Annotated in this window: 9 protein-coding genes; all 9 read left to right on the top strand. The window is 60.4% G+C overall.

Going from position 1 to position 13,481, the window contains the following annotated elements:
- A partial coding sequence (locus AAIR21_RS24505) for an ImcF-related family protein (protein ID WP_434682458.1) occupies positions 1-3,020 on the top strand: 3,020 nt, incomplete at its 5' end.
- Complete coding sequence (tssA, locus tag AAIR21_RS24500) at positions 3,017-4,624, top strand: type VI secretion system protein TssA (protein WP_434682457.1); 1,608 nt, start codon at positions 3,017-3,019, stop codon at positions 4,622-4,624. The genes AAIR21_RS24505 and tssA, both read left to right, overlap by 4 nt.
- A gap of 33 nt (positions 4,625-4,657) precedes the next feature.
- Entirely contained in the window at positions 4,658-6,424 is a 1,767-nt protein-coding gene (tssF, locus tag AAIR21_RS24495; RefSeq protein WP_434682456.1) for a type VI secretion system baseplate subunit TssF, read from the top strand.
- Positions 6,388-7,479: a type VI secretion system baseplate subunit TssG gene (tssG, locus tag AAIR21_RS24490; RefSeq protein ID WP_434682455.1), complete on the top strand. Its 1,092-nt coding sequence runs from the start codon at positions 6,388-6,390 to the stop codon at positions 7,477-7,479. Before tssF ends, tssG begins: the two co-directional genes overlap by 37 nt.
- On the top strand, positions 7,476-8,012 hold the full coding sequence (gene tssJ / locus AAIR21_RS24485) for a type VI secretion system lipoprotein TssJ (RefSeq protein WP_434682454.1): 537 nt from the start codon (positions 7,476-7,478) through the stop codon (positions 8,010-8,012). The genes tssG and tssJ overlap by 4 nt, the downstream gene beginning before the upstream one ends.
- Positions 8,002-10,509 carry a type VI secretion system Vgr family protein gene (locus tag AAIR21_RS24480; protein WP_434682453.1) on the top strand — a complete coding sequence of 836 codons (2,508 nt, stop codon included), beginning with the start codon at positions 8,002-8,004 and terminating at the stop codon, positions 10,507-10,509. The genes tssJ and AAIR21_RS24480 overlap by 11 nt, the downstream gene beginning before the upstream one ends.
- Complete coding sequence (locus AAIR21_RS24475; protein ID WP_434682452.1) at positions 10,509-11,798, top strand: VRR-NUC domain-containing protein; 1,290 nt, start codon at positions 10,509-10,511, stop codon at positions 11,796-11,798. The genes AAIR21_RS24480 and AAIR21_RS24475 overlap by 1 nt, the downstream gene beginning before the upstream one ends.
- Positions 11,799-11,807: 9 nt before the next feature.
- Complete coding sequence (locus tag AAIR21_RS24470) at positions 11,808-13,034, top strand: DUF3396 domain-containing protein (RefSeq protein ID WP_434682451.1); 1,227 nt, start codon at positions 11,808-11,810, stop codon at positions 13,032-13,034.
- Entirely contained in the window at positions 13,031-13,468 is a 438-nt protein-coding gene (gene tssE, locus AAIR21_RS24465) for a type VI secretion system baseplate subunit TssE (protein WP_434682450.1), read from the top strand. Before AAIR21_RS24470 ends, tssE begins: the two co-directional genes overlap by 4 nt.
- Positions 13,469-13,481: the final 13 nt, after the last annotated feature.

Genomic DNA, 13,481 nt, shown 5'->3' with positions numbered 1-13,481 from the left:
AAAAGAAAGTCCGTATTTTCCTGGTGACGGGGAGTCCGGAAGATACGGAGAGCGCTGCACCCAGGCTGAGCAGTGAGCACTGGCAGGAAGCGGAGGGGTGTCTGCTTGTTTACGGTGGCGATGCGCAGTTGCCGCCGGATGAAAACGTCTTATCCGTACTCAGACAACTTCGCCCCCGCCATCCGCTGACCGGGATTGTCCAGATAGTGCATACGGACGCTTTTCCCGATGAGCAGGTGCGTGATGCCTGCATCCGTTACCGCCAGAAAGCCGACCAGCTCCTGGGCTGGCAGGCTCCCGTCTGGCTGTGGCTGCCGTTGGCGCATCAGGGGTTTCCGGAGGGAGGACCCAGCCAGGCGGTTGCGGCTCTGTCGGGCCCGGGAAGCTCTCCGGAAGCCTTACTGTCGCAGGTGGATGCGCTGGTTCCCCGTCTGCGTCAGGCAGGGATGAGCGCGGTGCTGAATGACCTGCGCCACGACGGATTGCTGAGCCTGTCGTCCCGGTTACAGGATGCCCTGTGCAGCGATATTAAGACGCTGGTGACCGGGTTGCTGAACGCGACAGCGCCTTATCGTCTGCGTGGCCTCGTCTTCAGTCCGGCACAGACCCGTACCGCATCGCTTCCTCACAGTGCGCTGTCCTCGCCGGGATGGCAGACCATGACACAGGACAGCGTGGTGGTTAGTGCCCGAAAAATCACGGCGGACTGGACAACCCGGGGGAAAGCCCTCCTGCTGGCGCTTATCGTGCTGTGGGGCGCGGGCACCGGCCTGTCGCTGGGGGTGAACCGTACACAAATTTATCTGGCGCAGAAGACCGCCAGCCAGGCGGCGGATACCCACAGTTCGCTGACCGCCCGCCTGCATCACCAGATGGCACTGCAGCAGGCCATTGCCCGTCTTCAGGACCGGGAAGCCCGGGGAGCGCCGTGGTATACCCGCTTCGGCCTCAATCAGGACCACGATACGCTCGCGACCCTGTGGCCGCTTTATGCCCGCAATAACACCCTGCTGATGCGTGATGCCACCGCACAACAGCTCAGCGCCCGTCTGCGTGCCTTTGTCCGTTTACCGCCTGCGAGCGATGCGCGAACGAAAGAGGCGCAGCAGGCTTACGGGCTGCTGAAAGACTATCTGATGATGTCGCGCCCGGATAAAGCGGATGCCGCCTGGATGGCAAAGTATATTCTGACGGCCTGGCCGCAGCGTGATGGCGTGCCTGCGGGCACCTGGCAGACGCTGGCACCGTCGCTGGCGGGGTTCTGGGGACAGAATCTGGCGGCCCATCCGGAATGGGCTGTGACGCCCGATCGCGAACTGGTGGGGACGGTGCGCCAGATCCTGCTGAAGCAAATCGGTCAACACAATGCGGATTCAGGGCTGTATCAGCAGATGCTGAAACAGATTGCCAGCAACTGGCCGGATCTGACGCTGGCCGATATGACCGGCGATACGGATGCGTCTTCTTTGTTCTCCACCGACGAGGTGGTGCCGGGGATGTTCACCCGTCAGGCCTGGGAATCACAGGTGCAGAACGCCATTGATAATGTTGTGAAATCCCGCCGGGATGAGATTGACTGGGTACTGACCGACAAGGCGAACAAACCCGGCGGCGAGGTGTCGCCGGAGGCGTTAAAGGCCCGGCTGACGGAGCGCTATTTTACCGATTTTGGCAACGCCTGGCTCGGCATGCTCAACAGCATTCGCTGGCATCCCGCATCGTCACTGTCCGGCGCGATGGGCCAGCTTAACCTGCTGTCCGATGCCCGGCAGTCTCCCCTGGTGGCGCTGATGAATACCCTCAGCTATCAGGGAAAAACCGGTCAGAAAGGCGGTGCGCTGGCAGACACGCTGGTGGACTCAGCGAAAAAGCTGATGGGGAAAGTGACGGACGGCGAGCAGTTCGCGGCGCAGGCCCGGGGGCCGGAAGGTCCGCTTGATGGCGTGTTTGGTCCCCTGCTGGGACTGATGGCAGGGCATGAGGGCGGCGACAGCGGCGACACACTGAGCTTTGGGACATGGCTCACCCGCGTGACGCAACTGCGTCTGAAACTGCAGCAGGTGACCAGCGCACCCGATCCGCAGGAGATGGCGCAGGGGCTGGCCCGGGCGGTCTTTCAGGGAAAATCCGGCGATCTGACCGATACCCGGGATTATGGCAGCCTGGTGGCCGCGAGCCTCGGGCAGGCGTGGGGCGGATTCGGGCAGGCCCTGTTTGTGCAGCCGCTGGATCTGGCCTGGCGTCAGGTACTGGCCCCGGCAGCGGGGGGGCTGAACGCCCGCTGGCAGAGTGCCATCGTGAGGCCGTGGAACACCGCCTTCACCGGGCGCTATCCGTTCAGCGCCACCGGAAGCGACGCATCTTTACCGATGCTGGCGCAGTTTTTACGGGCGGATACGGGGCGGATTTCCACCTTCCTGCACGCGAATCTGGGGGGCATGCTGCGTCTGGAGGGCAACCGCTGGGTGGTGGATCCTGCGGCCAGCCAGGGGATGCGTATCAACCCGTCGTTTCTTACGGCGGTGAACCAGCTGACCGCGCTATCCGACATTGTCTTTGCAGGTGGTGACGCCGGGGTGCATTTTGAACTCCTGCCCCGACCGTCGAAAGACGTGGCGCGGATGCAGCTGACGGTGGACGGACAACAGCTGGATTACTTTAACCAGATGGAGAGCTGGCAGAGCTTCGCCTGGCCGGGTGACACCTACAGCCCGGGTGAGTCCCTGAGCTGGCAGAGTAACCGTAACGGGGGGCTTCAGCTGTATGACAGCCAGCAGGGCGTATGGAGTCTTATCCGCCTGCTGGAGAAGGCCAGAACCACGCCGCTGGACAGCAGCCGTACTCAGCTTCTCTGGCTGACGGCCGACGGTCATCCGCTCAGTATGGTTCTGCGCAGCGAACTGGGTGGCGGGCCTCTGGCATTACTGAAACTCAGGAACTTCAGGCTGCCGGAAACGATTTTTGCGGGGCCACATGATAAGCATGATGCGTCCCTTTTATCCGGGGAGGACGACGAATGAATTCCCCTGAACACCTGCTTCACCTGAGCGCACCTGATGCAGAGACACAGCAGCGGTTACTGGAGGTCGCGCAGGAGACGCTCTCGGGGCTGGAAGACTGGCTGCAGCCTTTTGGCGACGCTGAGCCAGCGGGCGAAGATCCGGCCTACGAGGACGATTTTTTGTGGATGCGCGAGGAGATAAACAAAACCTCGGGCAGTGATTTGCCGCAGCTTTGTCTGCGGGCGGGATCGTTCCTTTGCCATACGGCCAAGGATATCCGCGTGGCGACCTGGTATACCCTGGCCCGACTGCAGGATGAGGGGCTCCGGGGGCTGAGTGAGGGGCTGTTGCTGCTGTCCGGGCTGGTGTCACGTTTCGGCGTTCAGCTGCATCCTCAGCGGGCGAATGCCCGACGGGCATCGCTGGAATGGCTCAACAGTGAGCGCATTATCGACGGTCTCGGGCGTTTTCCTGGCGTAGTGGCGGAAGACACGGCCACGGTGGCAATGGCCCTGGTGCAGTTACACCAGTCAGTAAGTCAATGGCCGGAATCGGAACGGCCTGTCTTCACGGGTTTATGCCAGGCCCTGCGCGTACAGCTTGAACGTGCCGGGGGCGCGGGGGCGATATTGCCCCAGAATGTCAGTCCTCAGGTAGCTTCTCCTGCTCCGCAACCCTTTTCCGGGGGCGCGGTACCGGGAAAACTGTCCGCGAGGGACGTCCTGGATCAGGCCCGCCAGCTGTCCCGCTGGCTGGGCGAACAGCCGTCAGGCTGGCTGGTCGCACACCGTCTGATGAAAACCGTCCGCTGGGACACCGTTGAACAGCTGCCTCCGCTGGCGGCGGACGGTACAACCCGGCTGAATCCCCCCCGTGCCGATTACCGGGCACAGCTGATCCGCCTGTACCGTCAGCAACGCTGGTCAGCGCTGGTGACCCTGTCCGAACAGTTTTTTGCGGAAGGCGTCAATCATTTCTGGCTCGATCTGCAGTGGTACCTCTGGCAGGGGCTGAGCAAGGCAGGGGAGCAGCCTGAGGTCATTGCTGAGGCGGTGCTGGCGGATTTACGGCTGTTTCTGACGCGACTGCCCGGTATTGAGACGCTGGCCTGGAATGACGGCAGTCCGTTTGCTGATGAGGTCACCCTGCACTGGATAGCGGAACGCGTGAATGAGGCCCCCGGGCTTCCGGGACATGCGTCTGCCGCGCCGACAGACTCGCTGGATGAGGAGATACTGGCGCTGGAAGTGGAGGCGACCGCGAAGGGGGACAGTGACGGGCCGGAGGCCGCTCTGGCGTGGCTGCAGACCCGGCCCGGATTCGAGACACCACGGGGCCGGTGGCTGGTGCGCCTGCTGATGGCCCGCGTGGCGGAGCAGTATGGCCGCAATGATATGGCTATGCATCTGCTGGGCGAGCTGGCCGCGCAGGCACCGCAGCTGACGCTGGCGGACTGGGAGCCGGGGCTGCTGTTTGAAGTGCTTGCCCGGCGTCTGAAGCTGCTGCGCCTGCGGGCGGGGCGTCACGACAGTGAGCGTGCACGGCTGGCTCCGGAGATGGACAGCCTGCTGGCCTCGCTGGTTAACCTCGATCCTGCCAGGGCCATGGTGCTCTGCAGTTGACCCCTTTTTTGACAGGCTATCAGGAAGACAGGAATGGATGATTTAACCCTGCGTTATTACGAGGCCGAGATGCGCTATCTGCGTGAGGCCGGAAAAGAGTTTGCCCGCGCCCATCCGGACAGGGCGGCGATGCTGCATCTTGATAAACCCGGCGCGGTTGAGCCGTATGTGGAGCGCCTGCTGGAGGGTTTTGCGTTTCTGATGGGGCGTCTTCGCGAAAAGCTGGATGATGATTTACCCGAGCTGACGGAAGGCCTGGTGAGCCTGCTGTGGCCGCATTATCTGCGCACCATCCCTTCCCTGTCGGTGGTGGAGTTTGCGCCACCGTGGCAACAGCTGCGCCAGGCGGAACGGTTACCGGAAGGGTTCTCCGTGCTCTCCCGCCCGGTGGGGCCACGGCAGACGGCCTGCCAGTACCGGACCACCCGGGCACTGACGCTACAGCCCCTGCATCTGGCGGAAGTCCGTCTGCAGACGGAAACCGACGGTCGTTCTGCCATCCGGCTGCGCTTTGAATGCCCTGCCCGTGTTGACCTGACGCAGGCGGAGATGGAGCAGGTTGTTCTGTACCTCTGTGCGGATGCACCGGTCAGTTCAGCCCTGCATCTGGCGCTGACGCGTCAGGTTCAGGCGATGTATGTCCGCCATGCGGGGACAGCGGAGCGACAGTCCTTTGACGGCTGGTGTAAACCGCTGGGCTTTGATGATGACGATCGTCTGTGGCCGAAGGGCACGTCCGCGTTCAGCGGCTATCAGCTGCTGCTGGAGTATTTCAGCTTCAGGGAAAAATTCATGTTTGTCGGGCTCCGGGGGCTGGAGCAGCTTGTGCTGGCACCAGAGAGTACGTGGTTTGAGGTGGATATCGTGCTCAGCGAGGCCTGGCCTGCAGAGTTAACGTTCGGCACCGGTAACGTTCGTCTGCACTGTGCGCCGGTCATCAACCTGTTCACGCTGGAAGCGGATCCGATGCCTCTGGATCCGCTGGAAAATGAATATCTGCTGCGTCCCCTGCGGATCCAGGACGGGCATACCGAGATCTACAGCGTGGATGAGATCCACGGGACGGTGAAAAATGGTCAACAGCGCTATGTGCCGTTTACCAGCTTTCGTCACCGTGGCGGGATGATGCGCCATGGCGCACCGGAGCGCTACTTTCATACCCGGGTGAAACGCGGTCCCTCGGGTCTGTATGACACCTGGCTTATTCTCGGTGGGGATTCCTTTGATGCTGACCAGCTGGCGAGGAAAACCGATGCGCTGTCGATGAGAATGACCGGGACCAACGGTCAGTTACCCCGTATGGCGCTGAGGAGCACGCGGCTGGACAGACCGGTGAAAGCCGGAAAAATTCCGCTTCAGATCCTGAACCTGACGGCACCCACGATGCCGCTCTATCCGCCTGCCCGCGATCGTTTTCACTGGCGGGTCATGAGCCATCTGGGCTCGAATTTCCTCAGCATGATGGATAATCCGGAGGTGCTGCGGGGGACGCTGGCGCTGTACGACTGGAGCGACGATGAAATGAACCGCCGCCGTCTGGAAGCCATTGTGGAGGTGAGACATACCCTTATCCGTCGCTTTGAGCGCGGCGTGATGCTGCGCGGCGTCGATATTGAAATCACCCTCGACACCGGGCTGTTTGCCGGTAAAGGGGATGTGAATCTTTTCGGGGAACTGTTGCACCGCTTCTTCAGCTTGTATGCCGATATTCATCTTTTTAATCAGCTGACGCTGTTGCTGCAGCCCACAGGAGAACGACTGCGATGGTGCGAGAATCACAGTCAGCACGTACCCGGCTGACAGAGCAACTGCGGGATGAGATCTGGCGGGTTAATTTCTATCGTTTCTGCCGGTTGCTGGAGCAGGCGGCGCCAGATGCGCCTGCACTTGGCAGTACCAGTCATCCCGAAAACGATCCGGTTCGCTTTCGCCCCTGGCCGGGGATGGGGTTTCCGGTCAGCGAGTTGCGGGCCGTGGAGGAGAATGAGGACGATCCGGACGCACCGCTCTCGGTACGGACAACCTTCCTCGGGCTATACGGTGTGGACTCCCCGCTGCCGACGCACTATCTGGATGACATTGCCACCCACAGGGAAGGGTATGAAGCCGTCACCGCCTTTCTGGATATGTTCAGCCACCGTATTACCACGCAGTATTACCGGATCTGGCGCAAATATGCGTACCCGGCCACGTTTGAGGCGGGAGGGACGGATGCGACCTCACAGTGCCTGTTGGGGCTGATTGGTCTGGGGATCCCCGGTACCGCCGGACGGATTGCCACGCCGGTGTCCCGCTTTCTGGCCCTGCTGGGCAACATGCGTCTGCCGACCCGCAATGCCGAAGGGATCCGCGCGCTGGTCAGTCTGCTGGCTCCCCGGACGCAGACGACGGTAAGCGATTATGAGGTGATACGTGTCCCGGTGAGCGTACGCAGCGGTCTGGAGAAGGCAAACCGCGTGAGGCTTTCTGCACGTCCCGTGCTGGGGCAGACTGCCCCGGAAGGCTGCAGTCGGGTGCGGGTCACGCTCAGCACTACAGACCGGGAAGAGGCGGCAGGCTGGCTGCCGGGGGGATCGCTTCATGCTGACCTGCTGGTTCTGCTGCGGGTGTACCTCGGGTATCGCAGCGATGTCCGTCTTCAGCTTCGTGTGCCGCTGTCCCTGATACCGGAACCCCGGCTACACCGGGAGAATCGGGTTAGCCTCGGCCAGACCGGCGTCCTCGTGCATCAGGGACGTGAAAGTTTAGCCCGCCGTGAGATCACCGTCAGTACGGGCCGCTATGAAGGTCTGTCTGTGGCTGAACTGCCCCCGGCGCAGAACGGCCAGTATCGTTTTGAACAGGAAACACCATGAAAATTGTGAACCTCCGGCGGGCCCTGCTCCCGCTGCTGTGCTCTCTGCTGAGCGGGTGCGGGCTGGCCCAGAGCGTCCATGACGGCACGCGCAGTATGGCAACCTCGCTGTTTTACAAAAAAATCAAAACGCTGCATCTGGATCTGTCACCGCGGGCGGCACTGAATGCGGATGAGTCCCAGACGCCGCTGGCGACCATGGTCAGGGTGTATCAGCTGAAGGACCGGAAAAGCCTGGACTCCGCTGATTATCAGGCGTTACTGCGTGATGACAGTCCGGTTCTGAAAGAGGATATGCTGGCCTCCCGTTCGCTGCTGGTCATGCCCGGCGGCAACGTGACGCTGAATATGCCGATGGACGAAAACGCCGCTTACGTGGCGGTGGTGGCGCTGTTTCGCCAGCCGGATCTGAAGCACAACACCTGGCGGCTGGTGCTGCGGCGTGACGAACTGGATCCGGACAAGGCCCGGACCGTTGAGCTGGGGGATGGCAGTCTGAGTCTGGTGCCGGTGAAGGGGAAACATGGTGGATGATAATAATACCGTTCGCGGACAGAACCCTTATCAGCTGGCAATAAACGACAGCACGGTCAGGGCCGATGTTCTGCGCTTTCGCGGGACAGAGGCGCTGAGCAGGCCGTTTTCATGGCGTATTGAATTTACCACCTCAGGAACGGTGAGCGCAGAGAGCGTGCTGCTGAAGTCAGCGCGTTTCAGTCTGCGCCATCACAAGGTGGTGCAGGGGGTCATCACGGGACTGGAGTGGCTGTCCACGAATGCAGACCAGTCTCACTATGCCGTGACCCTTGGATCCCGTCTGGCGTTATTGTCACGCTCCCGGCGTTGCGCCATTTACCAGAATGTCTCCGTGCCGGAGCTGGTGGCGCAGATACTGCGCTCGCACGGTCTGGAAGGGCCGGATTTTGAATTTCAGTTGACCGGCGATTACCCGGAACGCGAACTCATCACCCAGTGGCAGGAGACGGACCTGGCGTTTGTGCAGCGTATTCTGGCGGAGGTCGGTATCTGGTATCGCCAGACGATGCACGATGTGACCGGGCTGGATGTGACGGTCTTCGGTGACAGCCAGCAGCAGTATCTGCCTGAGCAGCCTCTGCCATACCACGAACCGTCCGGCCTGTATGATGGTGCTGAACTCTGCTGCTGGGGGTTGCGCACCTGGCACAACGCGGCGACGGGGAGCGTGTCTGTTCGGGATTACAACCCTCGTATCGCTCGTGAGCCCATGAATGCTGCTGTCTCTGTGCGTGCTGCGGGCGTGACGACGGGCGGGCAATACCGTGATAGCGAGTCTTATCTTCACGCCGGAGAGGATTCCGCCCCGGCCCCTGAAACCGGGGGCTTTTATGCCCGCATCCGCCATGAGCGCGAGCTGAATACATCGGCTTACCTTCACCTGTTCAGCAACGCTTACTGGCTGAGTCCGGGGAGGGTGATAACGCCCAGGGGGGCGGAGCTGCATGATCTGAACGAGGGCGTACTGGTGACCTTCACCTCGTTTCGGGGGGCGCGTGACTCACGGCTGTATGTGTCGCTGTGGGGCATGCCGTACCGGGAGGGGTATGGCTTCCGGCCTGCGGAATGTCCCCGTCCCCACATCACCGGCACGCTGCCGGGCCGGGTGGAAAGCGTTACCCCCTATGACCGCTACGCGCATATTGATTCGACCGGGCGTTACCGGGTACGGATGGATTTTTATCCGGACGAGGGCGAACCGGGCTACGCGTATCCGTGGCTGCGGAGGGCTTCGCCCTGTGCCGGAGAGGAATATGGCTGGCACATGCCCCTGACGGACGGTACGGAAGTGGGGGTGGCATTCCACGGTGGCAACCCGGACCGCCCTTATATTGCGCACGCGTTCCATGATTCTGAACACCCTGACATCGTGACCCGTGATAACCGCAGCCAGAATATTCTGCGTACCGGCGGTGGCAACGAGCTGCGCATGGAAGACCAGAAGGCGCAGGAGCATATTGCGCTGACCACCCCGTATGGGGCGACGCAGCTGAATCAGGGGAAGATGACGGATGCGCAGCGCCAGCCTCGGGGAACCGGCTTTGAGCTGCGCACCGATGAATACGGTGTCATCCGCGTGGCAAAAGGGCTGCTGGTGACCGCTGACGGGCAGAACAAAGCAGTCGGTGAGGTGCTGGACCAGGCTGATGCGCTGCGCGAAATTGACGTCTGCCTGCAGCAACGCCAGCAACTGGATATTGTCGCTGAGCAGACGCAGGCGCTGCAGTCGGATATCACCGCTCAGGTGCAGATGTCACAGACGCGGCTGCAGGCCCTGGACCGGATACTGCATCTGTCGGCCCCGGAGGGGATAGCGCTGACCAGCGGGGAGCACCTGCAGCTGGCGGCGGCTGACAATGTGGCGTTCAGCGCAGGCGCGGATATCAGCCTCGGGGTGACGGGGGCGATGACGGCAATGGCCGGAGAGCAGCTTGGGCTGTTTGCGCACCGGGGGGCGATGCGTCTGCAGTCGGGCGAAGGCCCTGTGGTGGTGCAGGCACAGCACGGCAGCATGCAGTTGTCCGTGCAGAAACAGATGAACCTCAGTGCTGGCGACGATATTACCCTGATCGGCAAGAAGCGTATCACGCTTATCGGTGGCGGCAGCTATCTGACGCTGGCACAGGGTGTCGTGGAATACGGGACGATGCAGAGCTATCAGCGCAGGGTAAAACCCACGATGAATGTGGCCGCAGCACCGATGGCGGTGGATATTCCGGTGACGGGACTTTCCCTTATGTACTCGGCGGTGTACCGGCTACTGGACATGCACGGTAACGTCAGAGCGAATGCACCTTACCGCATTACTACGCCTTCTGGCCTGATAGCGAGCGGATATACCGATGATAATGGCTACTCGGCCCCGGTTTACACCCGCGAAGAAGAGTCGGCTGAACTGTATGTGGTTCAGCCGACACCCTCACCGGACACCTCACTGTGCTTTACAGGGGACGGGGAGACACATCAACTGGCAACGGAATTCAGGGAGGCGTAATGGAACAACCAGATTTACCCGATATCCCGGCAGCAGAGAGGCCTGCCGGTGCGAACAATCAGCCGTGGGACTGCGCCACCACCGGCATTGAGATGGTGGAGAAACAGTCACGCCTGCCGACAGCGGATAACCGTCAGTACCTGCATATCAAGGTGGAATACGCAATGCGCTTTCCCCGGTTATCGGGTGAAATCCGCCGGAACGGTAAGTGTTATCAGATGAGCCTGAAGCAGATGATGATGAGCGGACTTATCCGAGTGGACGAAATCGCGGCGCATTACCAGTGGTGGTACAAGGCAGAGGTTCCGTTTGATATGCGGACTACGCCGCCCCGCCCGTTTCTCAGCGGTACGTTACGGCATGAGGGGGCTGGCAGGCGCCATACCACCAACCCGTTTCCGGTGCCGGGAAAAGGTCTCTACCGCCGCCCCGATATCATTATCGTGAAGGATAAAGATAATCGCTGGCCGGGGCTGGCGGGAGCCGATACGGAAGGTCAGAGGCACGGCGATAACCTGGAACGACTGGTGGAGGTCAAGTTTCCGGGGGATAAACTTGAGCGAGGGCAGTATGAAGATTACATGCAGATTGTTGGGGGCCTCGGGAATGAAGAACGTATGACGATACTGGAGATCCACGATTGCCGTTCACAGGAGCAGCAGTGGAGCGATCAGGTGGTCAACGTGACGATGAAGGCCTGGAAAACCAGCGGGGCGAAATACTGGCCGCTGTTTCTCTACCCGCCCATCTTTACCCCCACGCCCCCGGCCACGCCCGCCCCCTCGAAAGTGGAGCCGTGGACCTATGCCGGTCAGGCCGTTGCTGACCTTAGTGAGGGGGTTATCGGTCACGTGGCCGCAGGCTGGAATGCCCTGTCGAAAGAGATGCAGCAGGAACTGAGCCGGGGGGCTGGCTGGCTCAACGACAAAGGTGAGTGGGTTTATTACCAGGGGGCGCAGACGTGGCGCTGGGTCAGCCGTACCGGGCGCAGCGCGGCAGTCTGGAGTAACGCGCAGCTACAGGCTGCATGGGTGAGCATTCAGCGGGCGACGGACATGACGCTGGATACACTGAAACGGGTGGAATGGGTTCAGATAATCACCAGCGTGGCGAAAACGGTGGGCGTGGTGCTCGTTGCGATCGGTATTGGGGCCCTGGTGGTCACGCTGGGGGTTCCGGCGGAAATACTGGCCGCCTTTTTAACCATCGTGCGTCTGGCAATCAGCGCCTGGGACGCACTGGCTGCCGTTCTTGGAGCCGGAGCGTCCGGCACGCTGGCAACCGAATAAGGAGCGAAAATGGAACTGAAAGATTTTGAGCTGACGTATCTCGATAAATGGTTGCCAGACGCGTCGGCCAGATACCGGGACGGCAGCCCGGCGATCAACCTCGGGCTGATTATCACGGTGTTCTTTAAGGACGGTCATACGGCAGAGGTGCGCCGTAAGATGGTCGAATGTGTGGACCGCTATTACGGTGAGTTTAAGCCGCATCTGAAGAAGACCATGCTCTCGAAATGGGTTGGCATCACGGAGAAAAACTACCAGAAAAACCGACAGACAATCCTGGATTCATCCCCGGAAGAGATTATTTCCTGGTATCTGGGCAGTGTCGAAACCGATTATCATGCCCCTGATTATGAAATACTCATTATGGGTAAACGGATTTTCCACAACGAGAATAATCGCTCTGTTATCAAACTGGTGTTTCCGCTGTCACTGCTGAAAGAGCCGGAGGGTAAAGTGCGCTATCAGTCCTGGCTGATGTGGCTGTGTAACACCTTTGTAGTAGAAAGCGGTTATGCCGGATTGTCGTTTGTGCTCCCCTACGCGTTTGAACGCATGTTTCCCTATGAGTATCAGCTGGCGCAGCGTTTTCCCGGCGTGATGGTCGATTCACTGGGGACACTGGAAGGTGATGGAGCTGCGATTAGCCTGAAAGGGGCCTGCTGGTACACCATTCTGGGGACGCCGTGGCTGGACAAGCTGGGCGGTTCGGAGACACTGACCCGCCGTCTGGCGAAAACGACGGAGATTGAACTGCTCTCCTATAACAACGGCATTGTGTTGAAAGCCGGGGCATTACCGCCCGCGCTTGGAGAGGTTAACTCGGAAGCCTTGCCGCCTCTACTGGTCAAAGTAAACCAGCTTATTAAACCAGTTCGTTACAATGCATCGCGATCGTTGCATTTTTACTCAGAATACGAAAACTTTCAGTTCGATAAAGAATCGACGATGAAATGGTACAGGCGTTTTGATGAAGCCAGCGCCCTGCTGGACAGCGACGATGACGGTCAGTCACAGGAGCCGGTCCGTATTACCCGCTGGACGGATGATATCGCCCCTCATGCCGGGCAGTGGGCCTCGATTGTGAACGGCACCACGCAGTATATTCAAACCCGTGAGGGACAAAAAATGCCCGCCTTTGAGGATGTTCACGGTCAGAAACACCGTGCCTGCTGGTCGCTGCTGAAACGCGATGATCAGGGCAGTGTCTTTACCTTACCGGAGTCGTCATCAGAATGAGTCATCGTTCAGTGTCATTACACGACATGCTGTATGGAAATTTTGAAGGGGAGATTGAGCTGCATCAGGTCAGTGAAGAAAACCAGCATATCATGTCGGTGCTGGATAACCTGCGGCGCATTCTCAACGCCCGTGCAGGCTCCCTGGCGCATCTGCCGGACTATGGCCTGCCGGATATGACGCTGATTCTGCAGGGCATGCCCGGCACCGTCCATGCGCTGAAATCCACGCTGGCGACCACGCTGCTGAAATACGAACCGCGTATTCAGGACATTAACGTGGTGATTCTGGAACAGACCCAGCCCGGTGAGCTGCGCTACGCCATCGAAGCGGAGTTGCAGGACGGCGGGCTGGTGCGCTTCGGCACCGAATTTATGCCGGAAGGCAAAGTGCTGCTCCGTCATCTGAAACAACAACGCATACTCCCCTCCTGAGTTAAGGACGCTT

The sequence above is a fragment of the Enterobacter sp. PTB genome (genome assembly GCF_051130085.1).
Lineage (GTDB): Bacteria > Pseudomonadota > Gammaproteobacteria > Enterobacterales > Enterobacteriaceae > Enterobacter > Enterobacter ludwigii.
The sequence above is the reverse complement of the archived record's forward strand: the minus strand, read 5'-3'. Positions and strand labels throughout refer to the sequence as shown.